The sequence below is a fragment of the Kribbella sp. NPDC023972 genome, assembly GCF_040639075.1.
Classification (GTDB): domain Bacteria; phylum Actinomycetota; class Actinomycetes; order Propionibacteriales; family Kribbellaceae; genus Kribbella.
On the sequence record NZ_JBEZZH010000010.1, the window covers coordinates 53283 to 80129 of the forward strand.

The window sequence follows — 26847 nt, forward strand, 5'->3', positions numbered from 1 at the left end:
CCTGGGGCGAACGCCAGGCCTACATTTCCGACCCCGATAACAACCCAGTAGCCCTCGCCACCCCGATCTGACCCCTCACGGCGCGGACGGCGCGCCGCGGGAGCTGAGGTACCTGATCGGGCGAATCAGGGCCCGGTAGAAGGGCCGTACCACTCGTCCGGGGAGAAGACCGTGGCGCTCCTCTTCCCAGACCCTGCCCCGGGGATGGCTGCGGATCAGCGGACCTTCGGTGATTGCCGGGGCGGCGGTCAGCAGTTCGACGCCGGCAAGGTGTTTGACGTTGAAGTAGCCGTACTGGCTGGGGCTGACCAGGCGGACCGGTGCTCCGTGGTCGCTGTCGAGCGGGCGGCCGTTGAGATTCAGAGCGATGAGTACGTCGTCGGCCAGGACGTCTTCGATCGTCGGCGCGGCTTCATGCCCGTCGAGTCCGCGACACCCGATATGCGAGATCGACGCTCCCGGGCGAAGTACCGGTTCGAGGTGAGCTCGGTAGAACGTCTCGAATGAGACGCCTTCCCAGAGCAGATCGGTCGCTGACCAGCCGGCCACGCAGTGGAAGTCGGCCCGGATCTCCTTGCGTGGCAGGGACGAGAGCGCGGCGAGCGGAAAGATCGAACTCTTCGCTCACCGCCCCGCATACTTCGATCAACGGATCAACCGGAACAGCCGGCGCAGGCCGCGAAAGGTGCGTCCCGAACCGCGGAAACCCCCTCAACCCGACGCTGCCCCGGAGGAAGTCCGCTGCCTTGTCCCATGGCCGAATCATCTCCCGCCCCACCCACCCGGACATCCCCCACCAGAGTGAGCCACCTCCCTCGCAGGAGTGGTCCGCCGGCGCATCCGGGCAGGGCTACTTGAAGACTTCGGTGGGTGGGGTGGTGGCCGCATTGGGAGTTGTGCCGGGAAGGCCGGACTACCTCGCCGTCAGCCGGGATCTTCGATAAGCGCCGATCGGACCGACCGCAGCCCTGACGGTGCGCCGTGCCGGCTTCACCCTTCCACTTCGCGACGGGTCCTCGTACCATCAGGCCGGGGGTGGGGAACTTGTCTAGACCAAAATCGAAACTATTGGCTCTCGTCGCGATCGCCGCTGGGCTCGCCTGTGCTTCAGCGGCCAACGCTGCCGGGTCTGTCACCGACGACCGTGGTCGCAGCATGCAGGGGGCGCAAGCAGACCCGACGCCGGCGGATCCGAATTTCGCGCCATACCCAGGATGTGCTGAGCTGCTGCGCACAAAGCCTGGCGGCTGCGATCCAGATCAACCCGTCCGGCTCGATGTCACCGGGGAAGCTGACGCGCAGGCGCGGGTTGGCCGGGTCCAGGCCGCGTTGGACAAGGTGCGCCTCCTCGATGGCGGCCTCATGTGGGAGTCGGCCCGCAAGGTGTTGGTGGTCCAGCTCGTCGGGCCCGTCGACGGGTCATCGCCAGCGGTAGAGCAGGCCAAGTCGTTGGCCCGCGCGGCAGGCAACGGCCTCACACTCGAATTCCGGTCGGTGAAGTATTCGCGAGCGGAGCTCGAACAATTGAGTGATCGGCTGTTCCCGACCCAAAAGCAGTGGGCGGCCGGTCTGACCGAGGCCGCCGGCTTGTGGGACCCCGAGAAGAACCGCGTGGTGTTCCTCGTGCGCAACGACAAAGGTGACACCCAGGCGTGGGCGGACCGCATCAAGGCCCTGAACGATGACAGGATCGTCTTCCAGCCGTACACACCGGCACCCGACCAACCGGCCGACGGGATCGTGAAGACCCAGTCTCGCCTCCACGACGTTCCAGGAGCCTGGAGCGGGGGCGCTTGGCTCAGCCGCGCCGACGTGACCGCGACGACCACCAATGCGCTGTGCACGTCCGGCTTCAACTGGGAGCAGTGGGGCACCGGCATCGAATACGGCAGCACCGCTAATCACTGCAACGCAGGCGGTGGTGACGTCGTCTATTGGTATAACGACAAGAGACCCCTCGGCGTCTGGGAAACCGGCGAGTCGGGTAACATCCCTGTTCCCTACAGCGAGGCCGCGGATACGACGTTGCTCCGGGGCTTCTATTCCAGTTACGAGTTTCATCCTTCGGTTTTCGTAGGAGACCAGGCCACAAGTACCTACCGGTTTGTGCGAGGCGTAGCCGCGCCAGCAGTGGGACAGACCGTAGCTCTCAGCGGGGCCAAGAGCGGGCTCGTCGTCTCAACCATCAGGAGCACGAAGTTTTGGGATGAAGGGACAGACGCCTATTCCGTCCTGATGTGGACAAGTACCTGCGCGACTGGCGACTCGGGCGCGCCCTGGCTGACCACGATGGGTCCCAACCAGGCCTACCCCGGCGACGTCATTGCCCACGGTCAGCATCGCGGCAAAGTCAGCTCGGGACCGTACGCGGGTGGGTGCATCTGGGTACCGGTCACCTACATCAGCAGCAAGGTGCAGGCCTCGCTGCTCTTGCCCTAGCGGGGCTCAGAGCGGCGACGCCGAGCGTCAAGTGCCCGGACGTTCGTCGGCCGCAGACTCCCGATCCTGCTCGCTTCTCGAGGTTGTTAGCACGCGCTCGATGATCGGCCGCTCAGAGACAGCCCTGGAGATGATCCAATGAACCGCGACGCGAAGCAGAGCCCCGATGCTGCGATGCCCGGTCTGACTGTTCAACGTAAAGCCCCTACCGTGGCCTTACAGGCCGGGTTGAACGGAACCCTCGAGATTGGCACATCAACAAACTGCCTGGTAGTCCGTAGCCCCATGGGCACTGGCGCCGGCACCAACCGCCTCGTCGACATCGATGTGGCCTGGCCTCCAGGCTGGAGTGTCGCACTCCGTGACGGCACACCCGCCCTGATTGACGCAACAGGACAGCTGGCCTGCCGGCTCGGCGACGAGATAACAGTCGGCGGAGGCTTCGTAGACATAGCCCGGATCGGCGTCGTCTCGTGCACAGGCCAGGAGCGGATATTCCAGGCATCCGAGCTCACACGCGTTTGAGCGTTCCCTTGTCGACGAGCATGCCCCCGTCACCCTGACCAACACTGCTGATGAACCCAGAGCCAGTGATCCAATCCTCGATCGCCCAAGGCGGACCGGAATACCGCACATTTCGAATATGCACCGGTTGCCAGTCCACCACTTCTGCCCGAGCGCGACCAGCGGTTGAAGGTCGACCGGGTCGTCGTGGTGTGGCCGCCGTTTGGCCGGCGGCGGGATCGCGGGTGACCCCGACGCCGCGCGGCAGGCAGCTGTAAGCGCGACAAGGCTGCACAGCCAGCTATCTCAACGGCTATACGCGGCGGCTATCGGTGGCGGGTTAGGGACATGATCTGGCCGGCCTGCGGCCGCGGGAGTGTGCCGACTTTCGTCGGCGCTGTAAGAGCTTGTTTTCTCCCCCTCCTGGCACTCCATCCTGACCCGACACGCCCTCCGCGCAACCGCCCACCTCCGGCGGCTCCTGCGGGGTTTCAGCGGTTGCACTCCAGTCGCTTACGGGTCCGCAGTTCCGTCGCCAGGAGGTGGCGGAAAACAGTCGGCCAACCCAAGGACCAACGGCCCGCCACCTGGCAGAGGTGGAGCACATCCCCATGGGAGAACGAGCAGTCTTCCGCATCTACAGCGACGACCACGCCGGAGCCTTCTACGCCCAATGGGCCTCACCACAGTTCAAACTGCCCGCCATCGCCCGGTGGATCGAGGCCTGCCGCTGGCGAGGCCAGGCCCCCAGCGCACAGAACTACTGGGACCACGCCCAAGCCGACACCATCGGCGACCACTTCACCGAGTCCTACCCCGTCGACGACCTCGACCCCGGTGACCTCAGCTACCGCTACGAACTGCGCAGCATCACGACAGACCAAGGCTGGGCCGCTGAACTCACCGTCTGGGCCCGCGGCTTCCAGACCATGGCTGGATTCGACGAGATCCGCCGGATCCACGTCGGAAGCGAGTTCACCGCACCGATCCACCAGTTCGCGTGTGAAGGCCTGACCGATCTGGTCAACAACGCCGCCCCAGACGGCCCATGGGCCGCCGCGATCCCAAGCTGGCGCCACCAGGCAGCGATGCACGCCAGCTACGCCGCCTTCAACCCCTACCTCATCGATCAGCACAGCTGACACCGAGAAACGGGTCGGCCTCGCTCGAATCGAGGCCGACCCGCCTCCAACCCTGCCAGCCGTGATGCGACCTCAGGGCATCGACCCCTTCAGCCGCAGCTGACGCGTGCTGGTCGCTCACCCCGATCACCGCAGCCCCGCAAACACCCACACCCGGACTACAACCACACCTTCGGCGCACCGCCGTACGCCCGCGACCCGGGAGGACCACCGATGCCCGCCAAACCCAAACGCCCTACCCGCGAAGAAATCCACCGAGCTCACGCCCGTCCCTCCACGATCGACTGCCCCACCTGCCAACAACGCTGCCGCTGCACCCACAGCTACAACCACCGTGCTGACTGCTGTGGGCAAGTCACCGCCCACATCATCGCGACCACGCGGACCGGCGAACTAATCCCCCCCACGTCGTACAGAACCCCAACGCGCCGGGTACGTGCTCGACCCCACCCCACGTACCAGCCGCCTCGCGTGGGCCCCCGAACCACTCCCTCTCGACGAGTGGTGAACAGACGGCACATCGAAGCCGTCCAAGGCCGGCGCAGCCCCAACCCAGCGTTCCCGCTCCCTCCTGGCCTCCGATCATGGACCGCCGCGCCCTCCGCGCAACCACAGCCCTGCAGGCCGGACACCCGACAGAGATCACCACTCGGCGCTGCGCTTATCCCCTCGCACTGATCCCACCCGAGCCCCCCGGTCCCGGTGGTTGACACTCCGGCCGCTCCACGGCCCCCGGATCTCCCCTCGCCAGGAGGAGCGGAAACAGTCACTACCAAGACCGACTCCCCAACCGAACCGGCGCAGCCAGCGCCACGACCCCTCACAGGAGAACCCCATGCGTACCACCGTCACCTTCGAAGGCCGACTCGCCGCAGACCCCGAACTGACAGTCACCCCCGGCGGCAAGAACATCGTCGAATTCACCGTGGCCGTCAACGAGCGCCGCCAGGTCGATGGCACCTGGCAGGACGGCGACACGACGTGGCACCGCGTCAAGGCCTTCCGCAAACTCGGCGAGAACATCATCGAGAGCCTCAGGCAAGGCAACCTCGTCATCGTCCACGGCACCATCACCACCGACACCTGGATCGACAAGGAAACCGAGCAGAAGCGATCCGCTCAAAAGGTCATCGCAGACCTCGTCGGCCCCAGCCTCCGCGGCCACATCGCCACAGTCGCCACGCCACACGCCCCAGGTGCGAACGCGCCCGCGCGGAGCTAGATGACGGCGACGAGCCCGGCGATTACCTCAGCTTCCTCGACGACGGGCACGACGGCCCTCACCGACAGGCCGTCGTCCGTAACAGCTACGACCACTGATCTGAAGCTCCGGCTGCGGTGGGCAGTCCCCAAGGGTGGGTGCCGGCCGCGAGCGCCGACATCAGGTGCGACAACTTCTGTCGGTGCTCCCGGATAGCTTGCGGAAATGGTGATTCCCGTGAGCGATTCTGAGCCCGGACCCACCTCCGACGTCACCCCGGATCCGGTCCTCGGGGATCACCCCTCCGGCACCGGCGAGCGGACCGACCCCCGGGCCGTGCTCGCCGACTGGTTCGACGACACGGCCGAGTCGGTCAACGACCTGGTCGACGAGCTGGTGGCCACGTACGAGATCGATGAAGGCGACGAGCCGGCCCTGAGGCCGCGCAGCGACGAACTGGCCGAGATCACCGTTGAGACCGTTCGGCGGTACCTGCGCAACCGAGAGGCCAAAGCAGGCCGGACCGATCCACGGCAAGCCATGACCGAATGGTTCTCCATCGCCGCCGCCCACCAGGAGCTGCCGCAACCGTTCACCATGCTCACGGTCGCGTTCCAGATTCCCTGGGGCTTGACCAGCACCGAGCTGGCCCAGGACGCCGTCGACGCCATCCAGCGATACCTTCGCGACTGTGCGGTGCAAGCCGATGAGTGAGGTCAGCCGGGCTGAACTGGTGTTCTCGGTCTCGTTGATGATTCGGTAGACGACGGTCGTTGACACCCCGACGCCGGCGTACTCGAGGTCGGCGAGGAAGTGGCGCACCGGACCCGCGAGGGGATGGTCGCCGGGCAGCTCGACCCGTGCCGAGTTCATCGCTCCCCTCCACCGGGCTTGCTTGATCGGATCTCGACGCGGCGATAGTCGTCGATCTCGGCGACTTGATGCCCGTCTGCCTCATGCCGGTCACCGTAAGGCCGGCCACCGACCCTCCGGCGTACGACGGCTCGCGCCAACTGGTGATAACCACAGATCACCGTCGGCCGGCCGGGCGTGTCGCGCTTCGGATCGGGGCGCCGGCGGCCGGTTCCTGCGATAAGGGGCGGTTATCACCGGGTCCGGGCGGGGCAGGTGGTCAGTAATCGTCGGCCTCGATCGGCCAGTCAGGTAGCGCTCCTGCACGGCGACACGAAACGGTCGCGAGGTCGGCGGCCGCGGTCGGCGGCCCGAACAACCAACGCGTCCAGCGAGTCCCGCGCGGGTGCTGCCCGATCGGATAGCTGGCTGTGGTGATCCCGCCCACGAACTCAATGTAGTGCTGTCGGCAGACGTCGTCGACGAACGCGATCAGCTCGTTGACTTCGGCGTGCTGATCGGCCCGGAGCGCCGGAGGCCGACGGAAGCCTTCTTTGCTTCGTCGACCACGATCTCCTCAGCGAGCTCGCGCAGGATTCGGTCGTGCTCACTCATCATTCGCCCGGAGGCTGGGGTGAACCGCCGCTGCGGCGACCCGCCGCAGTTCGGCGTCGGCGGGGAGCAGGTAGTCCGTACGCCCGCCGCGGCGAACGACGTGGGTCAGGTGTTGCTGTTGTACCAGCGGTAGCGGTGGGTGGTGGTCATCCGGCAGGTTGTCTCCGGGCGCCGAGTCCGACCGCTTTACTCTCACGTCTCGCACCCGACGTTGTCGTCGTTGCCGTCGAACCCGTGCGGATCGGGCCCGACCACGCGGAAGTCGCGGTACGCGATGTCAGGACAGTCCAGATCGGGCGGCGCGGGCGGAATGCACACTCCCGGGTACGACGGGTCGCAGTTGCCGGACTCTGTGGGCCTCGGCGTGGGTTTCGGCACCGGACACGCGCGCTGAGGCGTGGCGGCGTCCACTCGGACGTAGGTCAACTCGCGCGGGTGACTGCCGTAACCGTCCCGCGAGTCGTAGCGGGCCGTCGCCAGCCCGGCCCTGAGAAGTGCCAGTCCGACGTCCGTGCTGCCGACCTGCACATAGCGCAGGATCCGCCCGTACCGGTCCCTGTCGTCGCGTGCCCCGGTTCCCAGCGTCACGCGCTTGCCGAGCGTGAGGCGCTTCGTCAGCGTCGACGCCGGCCCGAACCCACACTCGCCGCGCTCGGGCGAGTCCACCCCTATGAGCCTGACGGTCCGCCCGTCCACCAGCCGCAGCGTGTCGCCGTCCACGACAGACGCGACGGACGCGACGCTCGAGGGCCTCCCCGTAGCGGTTGGCGATCGCGTCGGCGTGGGTCGTGGCGTATGAGGTGCAGTCGTCGGCGGTGCAGTCGTCGTCGGTGCTGCAGTGATCGGCGGCGGTGGTGCAGTGGTCTGCGGCGGTGGACTCGCTGCATCGTCCCGTTGTTGAGTGGAACTTGGCGAGTCCTCACCGCCAAATACGGCAGCAAGCAACAACACGATCGCGGCGATCGCGGTGATTAGCTTGTGGCGGACAAACCAATTCGGCTGTCCGACCCACAGCCGCCACCCTTCTGGTGGCGGCGGCCAGGATGGTTCCGGCCGCCAGCCAGGACCCGGGGCGAATCCTTTCGGTGGCCGTGGCCAGTTGGGCGGCGGATTGAACCGGCGTGCCATTTCGTCCCCCCTCGACCAGCTCGTCCAAGTTCGTTCGTTCGCGGGACCCATGGACAGGCGCTCGCACCTTGAGTGCCGGGCACCCACATACCGATTTCAGCCCAGAACGGGCAGAACCAATAGGTTCAGGCTCTGACTGAATGGCCGCGTGGCCCGCCGCAACCCGCTAACGCCCCGTTTCCGTTCGGTTCGCAGCTCAAGCCCCGCTGCCAACCGGAACGTCTCGGTTGCGTGGGTGTGCCGCAGTTGGGGTGTTGGTAAGAGCGCTGTCACCAGCCGCAAACGAGATCGGCTAGGTGCTAGTCGCGCTGGCGCGGTGGCGTTCGAGAACGCGGTACACCGTCGGGCGGGAGACCTCGAACAGCTCGGCCAGTTCGGCGATGGTGTGCTCGCCGGCGGCGTGCAGCTTGAGCAGATGCGCTTGCCGCGTGGCGGACAGCTTCGGCGCCCGGTCCTTGAGTCTTCCCTTGGCCCGGGCGATCGCCATGCCTTCACGAGTCCGCATCCGCAGGGGAAGGTGCGCCGCCGACACGCCAGAGCCGGTCAGCTACTTGTCACTTGGGGCAAGCTTCGGGAGTTTCGGGCCTACAACGCGGGCGTTCGGGGCGGTCCCGGTGCTGCTGGTCTGAACACCGGGACCTTGAGCCTCCGGCCCCGCGCGTGACCAGAGCTCCTTCCACCGGTGCCCTGGCCGATTCCTCGCGTCAGTGCGGGAGTTTGCGGGTGTCGATGAGCTGCTGGGCGACCTCGCGCAGCTTGGTGTTGGTGTCTTGGGAGTAGCGCCTGAGGATGGCGAACGCGCGGTCGGAGCCGAGGTCGAACCGCTCCATCAGGATCCCCATCGCCTGACCGACCGACATTCGCGCATCGATCGCCTGGGCCAGCGTCGCCTCCTGCCGGGCCGACGCGACCGCGACCGAGGCGTGCCGGGCCAGGATGTGGGCGATCGCCTCATCGTCGCGGCCGAAGGCGTCCGGCGCGGTGCTGTAGAGCCCGAGCACGCCGACCGTGCCGGCCGACGTGGTCAACGGCACGTCAAGGACGCTGCCGATCCCGACCGCCAGTACCTTGGCCGCCCAGTCCGGCCAGCGCGCCTCGGTGGCGGTGTCACGGATCAGCAGCGTGCTGCGGTCGCGCATCGACTCGACCAGCGGACCGTCGCCGCTGTCCGTCTGCAGCTGGTAGATCTCGGCCACCACCGGATCGGTGACCGTCGGGATCTCCGGTCTGCCATGGACCACCAAAGCGACGCCGGCGTGCGAGCAGTTCAGCGCGTGCAGCGCGAACTGCACCACCGCCTGCACCGTGTCCTCGACGCCGGAGGTGTCGTGCAACTCCACCGCGAGCTGGGCGAACCTGTCCGCGGCGTCGTCCGCGCCGGGGTCGAGCGTCGGCTCCTCAGGGGGCATCGGTACCCACAGCCATCCGATCATCGTGATCCATGTGCCTAATCATCTGCTCCCCCCGCCCGGCGCCACCAGCACCGCGCTGTCATGGCACCGTCAAGGTTGTCAGGGTGTGGCCAAATGCCCGGAACTCGGCTGGGGCCGCTGGACGGTGATCGACGCGGGCACTTCCGCAGTTGTCGCCCACCGCGCCGACTGGGAGGACTCCACCGTGATCGTCCTGCACAACTTCTCCAGCCAACGGCCGAGCCAGCATCCCTCGACGTCGCTGACCAGCTCGAGATCGCAGTACGAACTCCGATCGTTCACCGACAGACTGTCAGGTATGCAGGCGACGAACCGGCAGCACTAGAGAACGCCTACTACCCGGACGACATCGTCGCGCCGGCGGATCCTGCGGCCGATATTGAGGCGATCATCGATGCCGCCGGCTACCGCCGGGTCGGCTGGATCGATGCCGTGGTAGCCCGCCTAGCGAACCCCGACGAGGCAACCGTTCTTGGGCTCGACACAGGCTCACCTGTAATCGACCACACCCGTGTCCTGTACTCCAGGAAGAGCGGCGAACAGGTCAGACCAGTTGAATACGTCCGAACTCTCTTCGCCGGGAACCGGAATCGTCTGACCTATGAGTACAAGCAGTTAGATGCCTAACCCGCACTTCTGGCCTGTGGGCAGAGTGCACGGACCTATCGGGGCACGGCTGGAGGCGAGCATGCCGGGGTCGGTGGTAAGCGAGCGGGCCAGCGGTCTCACGGCGGGAGCCTCATTGGCGCCGCATTCCGTTCGCGGACCGAGGGGGGTCATCACCGACTGCCGGCAGACGAAGCATGGCGGGCGGCCGGAAGTTCGCCGGCTTCCAGCGCGGCCGGTGCGTTCGCGGCAGGCCGGTGAGGTCGGCGTAGCCATAAGACAGCTTATCGGCAGTATCTGCACGTCGAGACATCGCTAATGCACAGCGCCCGGCCGACCGAATTACCAGGACAGTCGGCGTGGCTGGCTACGCTGGGTTCGTGATGGTCAGGAAGGACGCTCTGGTGCCGCAGGCGGCATCTGCTGCCCGACAGGGCGCCGATCCTGCCGCCGTTTTCGTGATGCTCGCCACCGTGCAGCTCTTCACACAGCACCAGCCGGTGGCCCGCTGTCCCCACGAACCGATCTTGCGGTTCAGTGGTATCGCGCAAACCGTTCGTGCTCTGGTTCATGCGTTGCTGAGCTTGACCTGCCGCCGCCTCAGCCCGGCGCGTCCACCGTTGTCTCGTGTTAGTTCCACCCGTCGGCTCATAACCCAGTCCGGCCACACTCTGCGAGGGCCGAACCGCGCTCACGCATCCCGTGAAGTTCAGGGAGCGGTGTTGGCGTAACGCAAGGCCGCTCCCCCAAATCCAGGGAGTGAGAGCGGTGTTCGACTACGTCGGTGTGGTGTTGGCTGGTGCCTTGTCACTGGCTGTTCTGTGTGCTCTGTTCGGTGACGACAAGCGGACCAAGCGGGGGCTCGCAGTACTGCGTGCGCTCCGGGGCGGTCGCTGGAACGACGAGGGCCAAGGATGACGGCAGCGCCGGGTCGGCCGGCCCCGGCAGTGCCCCGACGATGTGCGGGACGTCGTCATCCGGTTGCGCAGCGAAGGCCTATCTCTCCGGCAGATCACGCGCCGGATGAACGCGGACGGCTACCAAACTCCCGCAGGGAAAACCACCTGGACCTACAAGACCGTCGACGGCCTTCTCGCAACTCGCCATGTCGCCGAACGACTTGTGCTCAGCGACTGACCGCACCGGCTGCACACCTGTCAGCCCGCGGCGTCAGAGGATCCCGCTAGGTTTCTCTGCAACATGGCCGACGACCTTGAACCCCCGATAGCCCGGACGGTCATGGACCTTCCGCCCGGGCGCCGCGAGACGCTGCTCTGGCGGTTGTGCACCGTTGAGGACTTTCACCTCGCTCAGCCGCTCGCAGAGCTCCTCGATGACGGCACGTGCGGGGTAGGCGGGCCACTGGTCCAGATGCCACGCGTTGATCGAGCTGTGCCCGACAGTGGCGGGATCTACCACCTGTTCGCCGGCGACCGGGCGGCCTGCCTTGGTTTCACCGCCTCGCGCTGGTGCGAGGATCGGGCTCTGCACTCGAGCGGCGAGCCGGTTCGCGATGTGGCAGGCGTACCGCTCCGGCAGCGATGCGAGCGCGCAGCTGGCCGGTGGCCGGCGCCACTCGACGGGACTGGAGCTCGCGCAGAGATCCGGAGGCGACTGGTCGATGCGTCTGGCCCTGGCTGTGCAACCTGCGCGGACCCGTGGGCTGTCAAGATTGACCACGACCATCTCACGGGGCTCGTGCGTGGATACCTGTGCGGCTCATGCAACACGGTCGTCGACCTGTGTCGGCACCTCTGCGGCTGTCGGTTCGCGGACTATCTCGCGAACCCGCCAGCACTGCCTCTCCGACTGGTGTACCCCAGATGGCGAGCGCAGTTCCAGAGCCACAGGTACGAAGTCCGGCGACGGCGATTCCAGGAGCTCCTGATCCAGACCGGCTCGGAATACACCGCGTTCCTGGGCGGATGAATGCCTCGAAGATCTGACTGCGCCGGTCGACGGCGGGCATCCTTCGTCGCGCGATCGGCGCCAGTAGTAGAACAACGGGGGTTGCGCTCACTCCAACAAGTCCTGGCCGGGTTAGCTGTTCCGGTCGGCCAGTGGTGCGACCGCGGTGTAGCAGCTGGCGCACACCGGGAGCGGGTCGCTGATATCCGTATGACCCCAGGCCTGGGCCGGTACGACGATCCGGATCAGGTAGCCCGGCTCTGCTGGGTTGAGGCAGGCGCCGGGAGCTGCGTGGTAGAGCCTGCACACACAGCGGCATCCACCCGCGGCGTGCTGCTCCCAGTCCACCGGGTCATCGGACTCTGACCCTGGAAGGCCTTCGTCTCCCACTGCCGTGGATCTACACGCACAGGCCGGTCATGGTTGCCCGCTGTTGAGCTTGGCGGCGCTGTCGCGAAGGTACCACTGGACGGTACGCAGCGCGATCTGTGCCAACTCTTCGCTGGTCAAGCCCCAGGGATCATCCTGAAACGCCGTCCAGAGCATGGTGAACGGCTGCGGCGTCTCTTCGTAGGCGTCGGCGAGGGAGAACCACTCCGTCATGGCTTGCCGTGGGTCCGTCCTGCCCGGCTTAACCTCTTGGTTGCGCAGGTACCGCCTCACGGTCTCGATAGCGATCTCGGCCAGATCTTCGTAGTACTGCCTCGTCCAGGACCGTTCGTCGCCTTCGTCGTCCGCGTAGGCGGCCACCAGCTCGTCGACCAGGTCTTCGAGCGACCCGGCCGTGTCGTCGAACCAGTCCAAGAGCACGGCCCGAGGATCGGTCCGCTCGACATCGCCGGTAAGGCTGTCGGCGTGGTCGGCCTGGTCGCTATCCGGTCCGGACAGTCGCCGGCGGGCGGCAGTGTAGGAAATGCCCTCACGCGCCGCCAACTCCCGGGCCGCGCGCTTGCTCTGCTTGTCGATCGTCATGGTCTCGTCCTCCAGCCAGTGATCCCACGCATCCCCGGCCACGAACGCGAACCCGACCGATGGACAAACCGACACGTGAAGCGGAGCCCCTTGTCCTCAGAGCAGCCCGGCGTGGGCAGGTACTGCGCGGAGTCAGGCCGACGTGCGACGGCCACAACCACCGTAGCCCTCGCCACCGACAAATCAGCGGTAACAGCCGTTGCCGACGGACGGCTCGGCACCGCAGGGATAACCACCCAGGACGGGATCTGGCGCATGTGGGGCGCGTCGACGCGCCGAAGTCGCGCTTCGGTAGTACTGAAGTCGGCCGACGAGGGTTAGAAAACAGCCTGCCGGCCGGATCCACGGGGCGTACCCTCGACCTCACCATGAACGAGCTGGTCAGCCGGCGGACGCGGTCCGCTGTACGGGATCTGGTGAACGTCGTGACGATCGGCCGGATCCACACGATGTGGCAGGACGCCGGGTACGTCCAGCCGAGTACCTTTCCGGAGGGCATCGGTGGCGAGCGGGTGACGCTGTTTCAGGCGTACCTAGACCAGGTTGACTGGTCCAGCACGGACCAGTTCACCAGGGTCCGGATCGTCTTCGAGGACGCGATCGAGCAGCGCATCAAGGAGTGCGGCTGGGACGACCGCGTCGACCGCGTACGGAAGCTCCTTCGGTACGACGGCTACACCCTCGACGACGACGGCACGATCGCCGGTGCGCCAACAGATGCCGCGGCCCCGGTCATCACGAGTGAGCTCTTGGCAGGATTAACCGATCCGGCGGTCATCCACGATCACCTCGACCGGATCGCGGCCGCCATCGACCGCGGCGACCCAGCCCAGGCGATCGGATCCGCGAAGGAGCTCGTCGAAAGCACCGCCAAGCTCGTTCTGCGCCAACTGAATGTCCCCTTCACCGAAAAAGACGATCTGCCGGCATTGGTCCAGCGCGTCCAAGAAGCCCTCGCGATCCGACCCGCCGACGTCGACGGATCGGCCGACACGTCGTTCGGCATCAAGAAGATTCTCGGCGGCGCGACGGGCATCACCCACGGCCTGTCGGAGTTCCGGAACCGTGGCTGGGGCACTGGCCATGGGCCGGGCCAGCCCCGGCAGGGACTGGGGCCGCGTCACGCCCGGCTCGCGGTCAACGCGGCCCGGTTGTGGTGCGAGTTCGTCCTCGACACCCTGACAGACCCACGAGCGCCCTGGCGCAAGAAGGCCGCTGCGCCCTCGACCGCCGGCGGACAAGCCCTGCACGGGCCGGACATGAATCTCGCCGCACCGGCCGCAGGTGGCCACGCGTGAACGCCGAGCTTCAGCCCTCCGGGTACGGCGAGCTGCTCTCCCGGCTCAAGCAGGAGGTCCGGGCCGCGCAGCTGCGTGCGCACCGCGTCGTCAACACCGAGCTTCTGACCCTGTACTGGACGATCGGGCAGGCGATCCTGGATCGTCAGTCCAGCGAGGGCTGGGGCACGCGAGTGATCCACCGGCTTGCCGACGACCTGCGCACCGAGTTCCCGGAGATGCGCGGGTTCTCCGGCCGCAACCTTCAGTACATGGCCTCCGCCGCACGGGCCTGGCCAAACCCAATTGCGCAGCAACCTGCTGCGCAGTTGCCCTGGGGCCACATCATGGTGCTGCTCGACCGCCTGGACGACCAGGCCGAGCGCGACTGGTATGTTGCCGCCGCTGTCGAGCACGGCTGGTCCCGCAATGTGCTGCTCAACCAGATCAAGAACCGGCTGCGCGAGCGCGAAGGCGCCGCACCCTCGAACTTCTCCTTGCGGCTCGCGCCGGCGGATTCGGAGCTTGCTCAGCAGCTCACACGTGACCCCTACGTGTTCGACTTCCTCGACATCACCGCGGCCGCACACGAGCGGGACCTCGAGCACGGCCTCATCGACAGCCTGCAGCAGACTCTGTCCGAGTTCGGCCGCGGCTTCAGCTTTGTGGGTCGGCAGGTGCACTTCGATGTCGATGGGAAGGACTTCTACATCGATCTGTTGTTCTTCCACGCCGACCAGGTTCGCTATGTCGTCGTCGAGCTCAAGATCGGCTCCTTCGAGCCGCAGTACGCCGGCCAGCTCGGCTTCTACGTCTCCCTGGTCGAGGATCAACTGCGCCGTCCTGACCGGCACGCACCGACCGTCGGCATCCTGCTGTGCGCGGAACGGAGTGACCGCGTCGTACGGTACGCCCTGGCCAGCGCTGCACACCCGATCGCCGTCGCGGAGTACACCTTCGCCACCCGCGACCGAGCAGAGTTGCCGACGGCCACCGAACTCGCTGACGTCGTGGACACCGTTCTGCTGTCCGACAGCGTCGACATCGCCTTGACCAAGGACCAGAAAGACGACTGATCGACGAGCCGTGCTGACCGCGCTGCCGGAGCTGTCCGGCGGTGCCGGCCTGCGGCCGGGCGATGTGGGCGGCGGACCGTCTGAGCATGGCCATACTGTCGGTGGTTGCGGGCACACTCTCCGTGAGTTCACCCCGAGAGACGTGGCACGAAGGAGGCGGGCGAGATGCACGACGAACAGATAGCAGCGCCGGTGGTTCCCTGGGCGCTCGGAAGAGCGACCGAGCGGGTCCACACTGTTGAACTCGACTACGTTCGGGTCGACGTCGACCCGGTGACCCAGATGGGCCGGTACTGGGCCGAGGACGGGACCCGGGTGGAGCCGATCGAGGCGGGCAAGCACGGCCGGATCACCAACACCTACACGCGGACCGCGACCAGCGGCGACGGCGGCAAGGGCGGCGGGAAGCAGGACAGCGACACCAACATGGACGGACGTCCCGACTGATGCCAACCGCACCGAACGGGGTAGTGCTGGTCGTCACCGAGGCCGATGACCCGCACGCCGATCTGGTGATCGCCGAACTGAACCGGCGCGGCCGCGTCGAGGTCGTGCGGGTCGATCCCGGCGACTTCCCGCACACTGTCCGGCTCGCCGCCACGCTGGACACGATCGCGGGCGGCTGGGACGGGACCCTGATCACTCCTAGCCGAGAGATCGAGCTGAACGACGTGACATCGGTGTACTGGCGGCGCCCGTCCGGCTACCGGTTCCCCGGGCTGGGCGAGCGGGACGCCGCATTCGCGACCGCGCAGGCGGTCGCCGGGTTCGGCGGCGTGCTGACCGCGCTTCCGGGCGCGGCGTACGTCAACCGGCCGGACCGCAACCGGCGCGCCGAGTCCAAGCCTGCCCAGCTGGCGCTGGCCGCCGAACTCGGGTTCCGGGTCCCGCCAACCCTGATCACCTCCGACCCCGGATCCGCGCGGGAGTTCATCGCCAAGCACGCGCCGGTCGTTTTCAAGCCGCTGCAGGTGACCGAGGTACGGCGTGGCGACCGGCCGGCGGTGCTGTGGACGCAGCGGGTCGAGGTCGACGAGCTGTACGGCAGCGTCGCCGGTACGGCACACCAGTTCCAGGCCGAGGTCGCCGCGAAGACCAGCGATCTGCGCGTCACGGTCGTGGGTGAGCGGGTGTTCTGCGTGCGGATCACATCCGGTCCCCCTGACGGGCCTGGTCTGCTGGACTGGCGCTGTGACTACGACGCGCTCAGCTACGAGCTCATCGACCCGCCTGCAGAGATGGCTGCGCGGCTGAAGGGCTACCTGGACGAGTTGGAGCTGGCCTTCGGCTGCTTCGATTTCGCCGTCGACCCCGACGGGGAGCCGTGGTTCCTGGAGTGCAACCCGAACGGGCAATGGGTGTGGATGGAAGAACCGACCGGCGCGCCGATGACGGCCGCGTTCGCAGATCTGCTGGAAGGCACATCGTGACCAGCACCCCCCGCAACACCCCGGCCAGTACGGCGGCCGGCACAGCGACCAGCAGCACCCTCGAGGAGACCGCCGCCGCGCTCAGGCACCGGCTCGCTGCGCAGCTCGCGACCGCCGGTCATGTCGGGTCGCCGCAGTGGCGGGCCGCCGTCCACGATGTACCCCGGCACCTGTTCATCCCGGAGTTCTTCGATCGCAGCGACCCCGCCGACGGGTCGCCGACGCTCTACCTCCCGGTCTCGGCGTCGCGCTCGGGTACGGCGCGGTGGCTGGAGCTGGTCTACAGCGACGAGACCTGGGTGACCCAGCTCGACGCACACCTCACCCCCGCCGACCTGCCCGCCGGCGCCCACAGCACCGGCGTGCCGACCTCGTCCTCGTCGCTGCCCAGTCTCGTGATCGGCATGTGGGAAGAACTCGACGTCGCCGACGGGCACCAGGTCCTGGAGATCGGCACCGGCACCGGCTACTCCACCGCGCTCGGCTGCCACCGGCTCGGTGACGATCACCTGACCTCGGTCGAGGTCGATCCAGACGTAGCCGCCCGAGCCCGGGCCGCCCTGGACGCGGCCGGGTACAGGCCGCGGCTCGTCGTCGGCGACGGGCTCGCCGGCGCCCCGGGTAGCCAGCCCTACGACCGGGTGATTGCGACCTGCGCGCTGCGCTCCGTCCCGCCCAGCTGGATCGAGCAGTCCCGGCCCGGAACCGTCATCCTCGTGACGCTCACCGGCTGGCTGGGCGCCTCCGGCCTGGCGAAGCTGACCGTGACCGACCCGGCCTCCGGTACCGCCGAAGGCACATTCACCGACCCCGAGGTCAACTTCATGCCTGCCCGCTCCCAGACGCCGGAGTTCGTCATCATTCCGACCCGCGACGATGGCACCTTGATCAGCCAGCGCCCCGCCGTCATCGGCCCGGACGTCTTGACCGAGACCGGCGCGGCGCACTGGCTGATCCAGCTCGCCGCGCCCAACGCCCAGCACCTCGCCTTCGGGCCCGACAACGACGATCTGCCCGAACACCTGCTGGTGCAATCCGACGAGTCCTACGTCGCGTTCCACCGCTCCCCCACCGGCGCCTGGACCGTCCGCCAAGGCGGCCAGACCGCGCTGTGGGACAACATCGAACACGCCATCGACCAATGGCGGACCGCCGGCGAACCCCCGCTCACCGAGTTCCGAATCCACATCACCAAAGACCAGCAAACCGTTGCCTTCAGCAACTCAGCTCAGTGGGAGCTTCCCGCTGACCACTGACCCTCGACAATAAGCAGCCAGTTCAGATGTCTTGCTGTTGAAGGTCCGCTCCAGGGTGCCGATCTCGCCCACGCCGGTCTCGGGCACCCGTGCGGCGAGATCGCCACCGGCGAGTCGCTTCGCCATGGATGCGGTTACGAGGACGGGCCGGACGACAGCTCGGGCCAAGTACGCCGTGAATCCGAGGATGAGCAGCAATGAGCCGACGAGTCCTACCGCGGCGGCGATGACGGCCCGCTCGGCGGCGGTGTCTGAGCGCGCCTGCTGAGTCACCGACAGGGTCTCCTCTGCTGCGATCATGTCGTCGAACAGCGTCCTTAGCCTGTCGATCCGACGCTCACCTGCGGCCGCGGTCGCGGCCTCGGCCCGCGCCGAGGTCGGATCACGTCGAGCAGCCTCGACCAGTGTCGCCGAGTCCCGCAGGTATGAAGCCACATCACGGCTGATATCCGCCGCACGGTCCCGCTGCACAGGGTCGTCCGCGGCCAACCGCTCAAGTGCCGAGGTCTGTTCTGGAAGGATGGACCTGGCCGCCTTCCACGGCTTCAGGAACCTCTCGTCACGCGTGATGACGAAGCCGCGTTGGCCGTCCTCCAGATCAACCACCAGACGCTCCACCTGATTCGCGCTGGCGAGAACCGCCTCGGAATGCCGCGCCTGCTCCTCAGACTTGCGCAGGTCCTGAACCGAGACTAGTAGCACAGCGAGGCCGGAACCGATCAGCAACATCAGCAGGCCGCTGGCGATGGCGACGCGACGTGAGACTCCGCCGATCACATCGCCCCGCTCGCGGGCAAGCCGGAGCGTCATCGACCCTTGAGATAGGTCAGGACAGCCAGCACGCGACGATGGTCGTCGTCTGTCTCGGGGAGGTCCAGTTTGGTGAGGATGCTGCGGACGTGCTTTTCGACGGTTCCCTCGGTGACCCACAAACGCCTTGCGACGCCGGCGTTGGAGCGACCTTCTGCGAGGAGCGACAGCACCTCGTGTTCTCGTTGACTGAGCGCGGCGAGTGCTTTGTGACGACGGGGTGTGTTCACCAATTCCTGCACCAGCGCGGGATCGACGGCCGAGCCACCCGTGGCCACATGCCGCAGACTCTCGAGGAACTCTTCGACAACCATCACCCGGCTCTTAAGCAGATAGCCCACCCCGTGACCGGCGTTCATCAACTGCATCGCGTACTCAACCTCGACATGGGCCGAGAGCAGTACGACGGCCGTTTCGGGCCGCTCGCGACGGATCACCTCGGCGGCTTCGAGCCCTTCGGTCGAATGGGTAGGCGGCATGCGGATGTCGACGATCACGAGATCGGGCCGCCGCTCCCGAACCAAGGCCACCAAACCTGAGCCGTTGCCAACCTGGCCTGTCACCTGAAACCCCGATCGCTCCAGCAGGCTCGACAGGCCAGCCCGCAGCAGTACGTCGTCGTCCGCGATCGCCACCCGGGTCCGGCTCATCGTGCATCCTCAGCTCAGCGTTCATCTCGGCTTGGCCGCGAAGGCACCGGCCGGATCCTGGCGTTAGTGTCTCACCAGATGTCGGGCCTTAACTCACTGGCGATGCGTTGCTCATCGCCTGCCGTGTCCAGGTCTCCCGACCCGTAGCCCGCCAGCCACGGCTCTGTCGGTCGTCATGACTGTCGACGCGGATCCGGCCAGTACCTGGCGTCCCTTTGTGCCTGCTCAAGGTTCCTCCTGCTTGGTCGTGGTGAGCGACTGTGGGGCATGGAACGCCGTGAGACGCAAGCCTGAGCGGTGAAGATTCCAGCTAGCTGGAAATCAAGTGAATAGTAGTAACGCGGATCCATCGGCGCCGGATGTAACGTCCGCCGGCCAGCGTGGTGACCGCCTGCCACCACTGCTCGTCCCGGGCCGGCGCTAGCTGGGGAGTCGCCCATGTTTGTCCTGAATCGTTCTCGGCGTGGCAGTCAGCAGTGGTTCCCGCGGATCGTGGCGGTTGTGGTGTCGGCGGCGTTGCTCACGACCGGTTTGGAGGTGCGTCAGCTGGCGGAGGCCGCGCAGACGGCAGTTCCGAAGCCGCAGGTTGCGAAGGTGGCCTCGCGGCCGGATTTGGTGTCGGCGGTGGTGACTGCCAGGTCGCAGGGCTCCAAGGTTGAGGTGGAGTCGATGCGGTCGCAGACCTCGACCACGTGGGCTAACCCCGACGGCACGATGACCACCGAGGCGCACGCCGCGCCGATCCGGTTCAAGACCCCGAGCGGGGCATGGCAGTCGGTCGACCTGGTGCTGGCCAAGGCCGCGGATGGCACGGTTGCGCCGAAGGGGCACCCGCTGGGGCTGCAGTTGGGCAAGCCCAGCAGTGCGGTCGGCGGGGTGTTCGCGTTTGTGGGCGCGGGTTCGGGTCGGCAGGTGGAGTGGCTGGCGCCGTGGAAGCTGCCCGACCCGACGATCAGCGGGACAACGGCGACGTACGCCGACGTGCAGCCGGGTGTGGATCTGACGCTGGACGCTCGCCGGTCCGGTTTCGAGTCCGACTTCGTCGTGAAGCAGCGTCCATCGGCGGCGCCGGTGTGGCGGATTCCGCTGCGGACAAAGGGTTTGACGGCGCGGCAACTGAAGGACGGCACGATCGAGTTCGTGGACGCGAAGAACGTCGTCCGGTCGCGGATCCCGCTGGGGCGGATGTGGGACGCGGTGACCGACGAGGCCACGAAGATGCCGGTGAACACGGCGTCGGTGAGCATGTCGCTGGAGCAGGTGTCGGCCGGTAGGGCGACGCTGGTGATCGCGCCGGATGCCAAGTGGTTGCTGGATCCGGCGCGGGTGTTCCCGGTGACGGTGGACCCGACGTACGCGAACGTGGCGGTGATGTCGACGTTCGACACGTTCGTGCAGTCCGGTTACACCTCCGACCTGTCGTCCACGGTGGATCTTCGTGTCGGCAAGAACGGGACCACGACGGAGCGGTCGTTTCTGAACTTTCCGGGTTCGTCGTTCCAGGGCAAGGACGTGGTGTCGGCGTACCTGTCGTTGATGCAGTACGGCGCGACCACCTGCACCGCCACCCAGATGAACCTGCACGCGTCGCTCCCGGCATCGACGGCGACCCGGTGGACGAACATGCCGGTCACCTCGCAGCAGATCTGGGGGTCGGTGTCCGCGGCCAAGGGCTACTCCAGTGCCTGCCCGGCCGATCGGGTGTATGTGGACATGACCGGGCTGGCGCAGTACTGGTCCGGCACTACCGACGCAACGGTCGCGGTGATGCTGAAGGCGGCCAACGAGACCGACGCGAACGCGTGGAAGCGGTTCTACTCCACCGAGGGCCCGGCCGACCCCTACATCTCGCTGACCTGGAACCGGCCCCCGAACGCACCGGCGACGGTGGAGACCACCGAGGCGATCGCGTACGCGGCACCGGGGGACACCACGTCGTACATGTATTCGCCGAGCCTGACGCCGTGGGTGCGGACCAAGGCCACGGACCCGGACGGGAACACGGTGAAGTACGTGTTCGAGTTCATGACCGACTCGACCACGGTGGTGGGCACGTGCACGTCGTCGGTGTACGCCTCGGGTACGACGGCCGGCTGCCGGCCGAGCCAGAATCTGCCGGACAACACGCTGCTGTATGTGCGGGCCAAGGCCAACGACGGGAGCAGCGACGGTCCCTGGACCAGCTACCAGGCCCGGTTGCGGATGGGGGCGGCGATTCCCGCTCATCCGCAGGTGTCGTGCCCCGCGCCGTACGACCAGAACAACTCTTGGCAGGACAACCCGCCGACCGCCGACGTGGTGTGCACCATCACCGCGACCGGCACCGGCTACAACGCCCCCGGCTACATCAACATCACCGTGGATGGCAAACCGCTGGCCACAAACTTCCCCGGCGGCGCCGCGGGCCAGATCAAGATCACGCCTTCCAGTGACCCCGCGGTGGCCAAGTACGACGTCACGATCAAGAAGGACACGCCGGGGCTGCACACCATCACCGCGCAAGCCGAAACCCCGGCGGGAAACACGTCGACCGTCTGGACGCAGAACCTCGGCTGGGGTGGCACGTCCTTGACGTCGCCCGCCTCGACCCCCCGCATCACCACCGCGAACACGATCCGGATCACCGCCTCGGGCCCGCCGAAGGGCTCGTCCTCGAGCGTGACCGCGAAGGTCCGCTGGCGGGTGTCCGGGTACGGCGGCTCCGACGACCTGGTCGGCTGGAACGAGGACGCGACCGCGCTGCCGGTGGTCGACAACGGCGCCGGCGGCGTCACGGTCAACACGGTCTGGGACACCAACAACGCCAAGACCGACGCGAACCTGGACTCCGACCCCAACACCGCCGGCATCCAGCCCACGACCCTGAACGACCGGGTGCCGGTCAAGCTCGATATCCAGGTCTGCTTCGACTACAGCGGCACCGTCCAGTGCACCTGGTCGCAGACCGCAGACACCACAATCCAGCGGGTGCCGCACGCATTCGGCGACGGGTTCCCGACCAGCGACGCCGGCCCCGGCCAGGTGGCGCTGTGGACGGGTGAGCTGAACGTGCCCGCGACCGACATCTCCGTCCCGGGCTACACCGGTGCTCTGTCGATCTCACGGTCGCATTCGACTTACGACGGCCCGACCGACACCATCAACGGCGTGTTCGGGCCCGGGTGGACGGCGCACTTCGACGGCGCCGGCGCGGGCGTCGCCGGCGAGCAGGTGATCGACTCGACCCGGCTCGACGGCACGCTGGCGCTGGTCGCTGGTGACGGCACCACGCGGGTATACCAGTCGCCGTCGGGGCAGCGGCGCACGACGTCGGCGTTCGAGACCGGCGACTGGGCCCCGGCCGATGAGAACACCAAGCAAGACGCCGCGCGGCTGACCGTCACCGGCACGGGCTCGTCGACAGCGTTGTCGTACATCGAACACGACGGCACCGTCACCACCTGGACTCCAACGACCACGCCGTCGGCGTCGACCGACACGACCTTCCGGGCCGAGTCCATCTCTGAGCCCGGGATCGCCAGCAAGACGACGTACGCCTACGACAACGGCCGGGTCGCCAGGATCCTCGCGCCGGTCCCGCCCGGCGTCACTTGCGGCGCCTACAACGCCACGACGCCGCTGACCGGGATGAGCCCGGGCTGCCGAGCGCTGCGGTTCGACTACGGCATCACCGGCGCCGCGACCGGCCGACTCGTCAACGCCTGGCTCGACATCTACAACCCCGACAAGACCCTCAACGGTCAGCCGGCGCCCGGGATGGACTCGATCAAGGTCGCCACCTACACCTACGACTCGGCCGGGCGTCTGGCGACCGTCACCGACCCCCGGTCGAACCTCAGCACCCAGTACGGCTACAACACCCTCAACCACCTCACCTCGCTCAAGCCTGCCGGGCAGGTGCCGTACCAGTTCAACTACCTGCCCGACGGCGACACCGAGAAACTCGACTCCGTTACACGTGACCGGCCGGCCGGTGATCCGGCCGGTGGCACCGCGACGCTGGGCAAGTACATCTACGCTGTCCCGCTGTCAGGCGATGGCGTACCCGACATGACGGCTGGCACGGTCGCGAAGTGGAACCAGAGGGCGGCGCCCACGAACGGGTTCGCGGTCTTCGGCCCGGATCATCCATTGACCACCGCCCCCGGTGCAGCGGACTGGCCGTATGCCCACCTGCAGTACACCGACGCTGTCGGCAACACCGTCAACTCCGCCAGCTACGGCGCCGGCGCTTGGCAGTTGACCGCCACCGACTACAACGATCAGGGCGACGTTGTACGGGAACTTGACGAACGGGCTCTGCGCGCCGTCATCGACAACAACATGCCGGCCGATCAGCTCGCTACCCTGACCGTCTACAACCCTGACATCAAGAACGGCGACACCGTGATCACCCCGGCAGGGACATTGGTGATCGACACCTACGGACCGGCGCGGTCGGTCGCGCTGAAGAACGGCGCTCTTGCCTGGGCCCGACCGCACACCCACACCGACTACGACGAAGGCGCCCCCAACGGCGGCATCAACCCCGACACGTCGCTGCCATACCAGCTGGCCACCACCGTGACAGTGTCGGCGCAAGATCCCGGCACCGGCGCAGACATTGAGACCATCAGCAAGACACTGACCGGATACACCGATCCCGTCACGCAGGATGCCGCGGGCTGGACACTCGGCCTGCCCGGCACAACCACCACCGACGCCAACCCGACGGGCCTGCGCACCGAGACGACCGGCGACATCACCAAGGTCACCCGCTACGACGCCGAAGGCCGCGTCATCGAAACCCGGCAACCCGCTTCCAACGGCGCCGACGCCGGGACGACGAAGACGATCTACTACACCGCCGCCGCGAACTCGACGATCCCCGAGTGCGGGGCGAAGCCGCAATGGGCCGGTCTGGTCTGCAAGACCTACCCCGCCGCGCCGCCGAGCTCTGGACCGAGCCTGCCCTCGACGACGGCATCAGCATTCACCTACCTGTTGTCGCCGACGACCGTCACCGAAACCTCCGGAACGGTGACCCGCACCACCACCACGACCTACTTGACCGATGGCCGCCTGGCGTCGACAGCCGTCAGGGTGAACGGCTTGTCCAGCTCGACGGCCAACACCGACAAATTCACCACCTACGACCCGGCCACCGGACAACCGACCGTGCTTACCGCGAAGAACGCCGACGGCACCACGGCTGGGACGATCACCACTGGCTACGACACCTGGGGCCGGCAAGTCACCTACCAGCCCTCCGGTGACGCGGCCACCACGACGGTGTATAACGCCGCCGGTGACGTCGCCGTCGTTACTGACCCGAACGGCACGATGACCTATTCCTTCGACGGCACCGACGCCAACGGCAGGACCGAGCATCGCGGTCTCCCGACAAAGATCGACGTCACCACCGCCGGCTCCACCCAGACATGGACTGGCGCCTACGATGCCGGTGGCTCCATGACGACACAGAAGCTGCCCGGCGGCATCACCCAGTACGAAGACATCGACAACACCGGCGAACCGATCGGCCGGCGCTATACCGGCCAGGTCACAACCACCAACGACGATGGCTCGACGACCGTCGACCCCAACGGCGGATGGATGTCCTGGTCGCTCGAAAACGACGTCACAGGCCGCATCACCCACGAATGGACGCCCGACGGCACCGCGTTCACCAGCCCGACCGGCAGTGTCGGCTCGGCCATCCCCTACGACCGGCGCTACACCTACGACAACGCCGGCCGCCTGACCCAGGTCAACGACCGCACCGCAGCCCAGACCGGCGTCGACATCACCGCTACGCTGCCCCCCTGCGTCACCCGCGTGTACGGGTTCGACGCCAACGGCAACCGCACCAGCCTCACCAGTCGGCCCGCCAACGCCGACGGCAGTTGCGCCACCACCAACATCACCGGCACCACCACAACCAGCCACGCCTACGACTCCGCCGACCGCCTCACCACAGGCCCCGACACCGGCTCCGGGCCAGCCGGCACCTACACCTTCGACGCTCTCGGACGAGCCACGACAATCCCCGCCGGAGATACACGGAACGGGAGCTCGGCAGGCGACCTCACGCTCAGCTACTACGACAGCGACGGTGCCCACACCATCACCCAGAACGGGCAGACCACCACCTACACGTTAGATGCGGCCGACCGCCGGGCCGCGGCGACCACAGGGCCTACTGGGTCGACGGCCTCGACGACGGTGCAGCACTACACAAACCCCAGTGACAACCCGGGATGGTCACAGACCACCCCGGCCGGTGGAACCACAAGCACGACCCGATACATCACCTCCCTGACCGGTGAACTTGCCGCCGAGATCACCACCACTGGCGGAACACCCGCCGTCACCCTGCCCCTGGCCACCCCGCGCGGCGACATCGTCACCACCGTCACCCTGCCCGCGTCTGGCAGCGCCACAGCGATCAACGCATGGGCCGACAACGACGAATACGGCAACCCCCGCGACAACACCACCACCTCCGTCGGCGGCCCGCTCGGGTACACCTGGATGGGTGCCCAGCAAAGAGGCACCGACCCCACGGCCGGCCTTCCCCTGATGGGAGCACGGCTCTACAACACCGTCACAGGCCAGTTCACCTCCACAGACCCCGTCCCAGGCGGAAACACAACCCGATACGCCTACCCGACAAGCCCTACAACCGCGGCAGACCCATCCGGAATGTTCTCCATCCACTGGAGCAAAAAATGGCACTGGTGGGGATTAGATATAAGAATCCGGGTCTATTTTGACCACAGTGAAACGCGCCGGATCGTTCGGCATGCATGGACAATTAGCGCCGTTGCGGCCGCGGTGGGCGCCGTCGTGGGCGCCGCCGTCACAAAAAACCCGGTGGCCGCGGCACTAATTGCGGCAATAGCATACATCTACGCGAATTACATACTCGATGTCGCCACGAACGCCTATGCTGACGGCAGAAGGCTGCGTCTAGGGTTCGTCTACCAAGGCGTCCCCGGCGTTTGGCAAGTCTTTTGGCTCTATGCGCGTGAATACTAGGGAGTTCAATAGTTCAATGGCCAGCAAACGATCTTTCCGACCGAAGCCTTCAGACTGGGGGTCTATTGCGGCGTTCACGATTCTCGCCCTCGTGGCTCTCGTGATGTCCAGCTACTATACAAATCCAGGGTCTCGGCAAAGAGGATTGGTGGCTGCGGTTTTCTGCGCCGCTTTCGCCCTGGTTGGCTTGTACCTCAAATACCGCGACCGACGAAAGACCCGACACCAGGAGGAAGACGATTCGAAGCCCAGATAGGCGCGGGTCACCGAGCCTCCTGCGCAGTTTGCCGTCCGCTCGGGTACACCTGACTGGGCGGCCAACAACATACAGGTCACCGGCTCGCCGCGAATCCGGATCATCGCCTGGCCCGAAGTCAGCTCATCGGTGGGAGCCACGGTTCGGCAGCTGGGCAGGTGCGTTTGCGGGACGAACAGGGGCTACGAGTACGGCGCATATGCCGTCGGATGTGTCGAGCGAGCCTTTTCGACCGGTTTGCCGGCGCGGCGTCGTCGTTCGCGTCGCGCGTG

The 26847-nt window shown here is 66.9% G+C and carries 24 protein-coding genes; 14 read left to right on the forward strand and 10 right to left on the reverse strand.

The genetic code is table 11. The features are described from left to right. Window positions 1–75: 75 nt before the first annotated feature. Entirely contained in the window at window positions 76–549 is a 474-nt protein-coding gene (locus AB0F43_RS31115; protein WP_360484860.1) for a molybdopterin-dependent oxidoreductase, read from the reverse strand. A gap of 495 nt (window positions 550–1044) precedes the next feature. On the opposite strand from AB0F43_RS31115, the gene AB0F43_RS31120 reads away from it, so the two are divergent. The 4 genes from AB0F43_RS31120 (at window position 1045) to AB0F43_RS31135 (ending at window position 6000) form a co-directional block, all read left to right on the forward strand. Further along, window positions 1045–2439, forward strand: coding sequence for a hypothetical protein (locus tag AB0F43_RS31120; protein ID WP_360484862.1), 1395 nt, complete (start codon window positions 1045–1047; stop codon window positions 2437–2439). Between the two features lie 1115 nt (window positions 2440–3554). Continuing rightward, a complete protein-coding gene (locus AB0F43_RS31125; RefSeq protein ID WP_360484865.1) occupies window positions 3555–4085 on the forward strand; it encodes a hypothetical protein in 531 nt (176 codons plus the stop codon). An 835-nt stretch (window positions 4086–4920) separates the two neighbouring features. Further along, window positions 4921–5307, forward strand: a complete 387-nt coding sequence (locus tag AB0F43_RS31130) for a single-stranded DNA-binding protein (protein WP_360484868.1) — start codon at window positions 4921–4923, stop codon at window positions 5305–5307. A 216-nt stretch (window positions 5308–5523) separates the two neighbouring features. Then, window positions 5524–6000 (forward strand): hypothetical protein, encoded by a 477-nt coding sequence (locus AB0F43_RS31135; protein ID WP_360484871.1) that lies wholly within the window; start codon window positions 5524–5526, stop codon window positions 5998–6000. A 630-nt stretch (window positions 6001–6630) separates the two neighbouring features. Here the strand turns inward: AB0F43_RS31135 and AB0F43_RS31140 are convergent. From AB0F43_RS31140 to AB0F43_RS31155, 4 genes are all read right to left on the reverse strand, one after another. Then, complete coding sequence (locus tag AB0F43_RS31140; protein ID WP_360484874.1) at window positions 6631–6756, reverse strand: hypothetical protein; 126 nt, start codon at window positions 6754–6756, stop codon at window positions 6631–6633. Window positions 6757–6945: 189 nt separating this feature from the next. After that, window positions 6946–7932 carry a thermonuclease family protein gene (locus AB0F43_RS31145; RefSeq protein ID WP_360485395.1) on the reverse strand — a complete coding sequence of 329 codons (987 nt, stop codon included), beginning with the start codon at window positions 7930–7932 and terminating at the stop codon, window positions 6946–6948. A 241-nt stretch (window positions 7933–8173) separates the two neighbouring features. After that, on the reverse strand, window positions 8174–8386 hold the full coding sequence (locus AB0F43_RS31150; protein ID WP_360484877.1) for a helix-turn-helix domain-containing protein: 213 nt from the start codon (window positions 8384–8386) through the stop codon (window positions 8174–8176). 199 nt (window positions 8387–8585) lie between these two features. Further along, entirely contained in the window at window positions 8586–9290 is a 705-nt protein-coding gene (locus AB0F43_RS31155; protein WP_360485398.1) for a GAF and ANTAR domain-containing protein, read from the reverse strand. A gap of 117 nt (window positions 9291–9407) precedes the next feature. Between AB0F43_RS31155 and AB0F43_RS31160 the strand changes: the two genes are divergently transcribed. The 3 genes from AB0F43_RS31160 to AB0F43_RS31170 all read left to right on the forward strand — a co-directional run bounded on the left by AB0F43_RS31160 (window position 9408) and on the right by AB0F43_RS31170 (window position 11057). After that, window positions 9408–9941, forward strand: coding sequence for a GntR family transcriptional regulator (locus AB0F43_RS31160; protein ID WP_360484880.1), 534 nt, complete (start codon window positions 9408–9410; stop codon window positions 9939–9941). Between the two features lie 747 nt (window positions 9942–10688). Beyond that, entirely contained in the window at window positions 10689–10838 is a 150-nt protein-coding gene (locus AB0F43_RS31165) for a hypothetical protein (protein WP_360484883.1), read from the forward strand. Between the two features lie 42 nt (window positions 10839–10880). Next, window positions 10881–11057, forward strand: a complete 177-nt coding sequence (locus AB0F43_RS31170; protein ID WP_360484886.1) for a recombinase family protein — start codon at window positions 10881–10883, stop codon at window positions 11055–11057. A gap of 33 nt (window positions 11058–11090) precedes the next feature. Here the strand turns inward: AB0F43_RS31170 and AB0F43_RS31175 are convergent, their stop codons facing one another. Further along, window positions 11091–11606, reverse strand: a complete 516-nt coding sequence (locus AB0F43_RS31175) for a hypothetical protein (RefSeq protein WP_360485410.1) — start codon at window positions 11604–11606, stop codon at window positions 11091–11093. Between AB0F43_RS31175 and AB0F43_RS31180 the strand changes: the two genes are divergently transcribed. Further along, entirely contained in the window at window positions 11535–11849 is a 315-nt protein-coding gene (locus AB0F43_RS31180; RefSeq protein WP_360485401.1) for an endonuclease domain-containing protein, read from the forward strand. The two genes, AB0F43_RS31175 and AB0F43_RS31180, sit on opposite strands and share 72 nt — an antisense overlap. Window positions 11850–11960: 111 nt before the next feature. Here AB0F43_RS31180 and AB0F43_RS31185 read toward each other — a convergent pair whose 3' ends face one another. Both AB0F43_RS31185 and AB0F43_RS31190 read right to left on the reverse strand, forming a co-directional pair. Further along, complete coding sequence (locus AB0F43_RS31185) at window positions 11961–12176, reverse strand: DUF6372 family protein (RefSeq protein ID WP_360484889.1); 216 nt, start codon at window positions 12174–12176, stop codon at window positions 11961–11963. A gap of 69 nt (window positions 12177–12245) precedes the next feature. Continuing rightward, the gene (locus tag AB0F43_RS31190) at window positions 12246–12800 is read right to left on the reverse strand and encodes a hypothetical protein (protein WP_360484892.1); all 555 of its coding nucleotides are present in this window, start codon (window positions 12798–12800) and stop codon (window positions 12246–12248) included. A 368-nt stretch (window positions 12801–13168) separates the two neighbouring features. On the opposite strand from AB0F43_RS31190, the gene AB0F43_RS31195 reads away from it, so the two are divergent. The 5 genes from AB0F43_RS31195 (at window position 13169) to tgmC (ending at window position 17839) form a co-directional block, all read left to right on the forward strand. Next, window positions 13169–14098 carry an abortive infection family protein gene (locus AB0F43_RS31195; RefSeq protein WP_360484895.1) on the forward strand — a complete coding sequence of 310 codons (930 nt, stop codon included), beginning with the start codon at window positions 13169–13171 and terminating at the stop codon, window positions 14096–14098. Next, window positions 14095–15153, forward strand: coding sequence for a PDDEXK nuclease domain-containing protein (locus tag AB0F43_RS31200; RefSeq protein ID WP_360484898.1), 1059 nt, complete (start codon window positions 14095–14097; stop codon window positions 15151–15153). The genes AB0F43_RS31195 and AB0F43_RS31200 overlap by 4 nt, the downstream gene beginning before the upstream one ends. A 165-nt stretch (window positions 15154–15318) precedes the next feature. Next, window positions 15319–15600 (forward strand): putative ATP-grasp-modified RiPP, encoded by a 282-nt coding sequence (tgmA, locus tag AB0F43_RS31205; RefSeq protein ID WP_360484901.1) that lies wholly within the window; start codon window positions 15319–15321, stop codon window positions 15598–15600. Beyond that, complete coding sequence (tgmB, locus tag AB0F43_RS31210) at window positions 15600–16583, forward strand: ATP-grasp ribosomal peptide maturase (protein ID WP_360484904.1); 984 nt, start codon at window positions 15600–15602, stop codon at window positions 16581–16583. The genes tgmA and tgmB overlap by 1 nt, the downstream gene beginning before the upstream one ends. Then, complete coding sequence (tgmC, locus tag AB0F43_RS31215) at window positions 16580–17839, forward strand: ATP-grasp peptide maturase system methyltransferase (protein ID WP_360484907.1); 1260 nt, start codon at window positions 16580–16582, stop codon at window positions 17837–17839. Before tgmB ends, tgmC begins: the two co-directional genes overlap by 4 nt. Here the strand turns inward: tgmC and AB0F43_RS31220 are convergent. Beyond that, complete coding sequence (locus tag AB0F43_RS31220; protein WP_360484910.1) at window positions 17807–18649, reverse strand: CHASE3 domain-containing protein; 843 nt, start codon at window positions 18647–18649, stop codon at window positions 17807–17809. The two genes, tgmC and AB0F43_RS31220, sit on opposite strands and share 33 nt — an antisense overlap. After that, entirely contained in the window at window positions 18646–19299 is a 654-nt protein-coding gene (locus AB0F43_RS31225) for a response regulator transcription factor (RefSeq protein WP_360484913.1), read from the reverse strand. The genes AB0F43_RS31220 and AB0F43_RS31225 overlap by 4 nt, the downstream gene beginning before the upstream one ends. Window positions 19300–19737: 438 nt before the next feature. On the opposite strand from AB0F43_RS31225, the gene AB0F43_RS31230 reads away from it, so the two are divergent. Then, the gene (locus AB0F43_RS31230; RefSeq protein WP_360484916.1) at window positions 19738–26319 is read left to right on the forward strand and encodes a hypothetical protein; all 6582 of its coding nucleotides are present in this window, start codon (window positions 19738–19740) and stop codon (window positions 26317–26319) included. Window positions 26320–26847: the final 528 nt, after the last annotated feature.

Coding starts and splice junctions, on each gene's coding strand:
- AB0F43_RS31125 (WP_360484865.1), top strand. CDS start 3,555: ATGGGAGAACGAGCAGTCTTCCGCATCTACAGCGACGACCACGCCGGA.
- AB0F43_RS31130 (WP_360484868.1), top strand. CDS start 4,921: ATGCGTACCACCGTCACCTTCGAAGGCCGACTCGCCGCAGACCCCGAA.
- AB0F43_RS31140 (WP_360484874.1), bottom strand. CDS start 6,756: ATGATGAGTGAGCACGACCGAATCCTGCGCGAGCTCGCTGAGGAGATC.
- AB0F43_RS31145 (WP_360485395.1), bottom strand. CDS start 7,932: ATGGGTCCCGCGAACGAACGAACTTGGACGAGCTGGTCGAGGGGGGAC.
- AB0F43_RS31150 (WP_360484877.1), bottom strand. CDS start 8,386: ATGCGGACTCGTGAAGGCATGGCGATCGCCCGGGCCAAGGGAAGACTC.
- AB0F43_RS31155 (WP_360485398.1), bottom strand. CDS start 9,290: ATGCCCCCTGAGGAGCCGACGCTCGACCCCGGCGCGGACGACGCCGCG.
- AB0F43_RS31160 (WP_360484880.1), top strand. CDS start 9,408: ATGCCCGGAACTCGGCTGGGGCCGCTGGACGGTGATCGACGCGGGCAC.
- AB0F43_RS31175 (WP_360485410.1), bottom strand. CDS start 11,606: ATGGTCGTGGTCAATCTTGACAGCCCACGGGTCCGCGCAGGTTGCACA.
- AB0F43_RS31190 (WP_360484892.1), bottom strand. CDS start 12,800: ATGACGATCGACAAGCAGAGCAAGCGCGCGGCCCGGGAGTTGGCGGCG.
- AB0F43_RS31195 (WP_360484895.1), top strand. CDS start 13,169: ATGAACGAGCTGGTCAGCCGGCGGACGCGGTCCGCTGTACGGGATCTG.
- tgmA (WP_360484901.1), top strand. CDS start 15,319: ATGCACGACGAACAGATAGCAGCGCCGGTGGTTCCCTGGGCGCTCGGA.
- tgmB (WP_360484904.1), top strand. CDS start 15,600: ATGCCAACCGCACCGAACGGGGTAGTGCTGGTCGTCACCGAGGCCGAT.
- AB0F43_RS31220 (WP_360484910.1), bottom strand. CDS start 18,649: ATGACGCTCCGGCTTGCCCGCGAGCGGGGCGATGTGATCGGCGGAGTC.
- AB0F43_RS31225 (WP_360484913.1), bottom strand. CDS start 19,299: ATGAGCCGGACCCGGGTGGCGATCGCGGACGACGACGTACTGCTGCGG.
- AB0F43_RS31230 (WP_360484916.1), top strand. CDS start 19,738: ATGTTTGTCCTGAATCGTTCTCGGCGTGGCAGTCAGCAGTGGTTCCCG.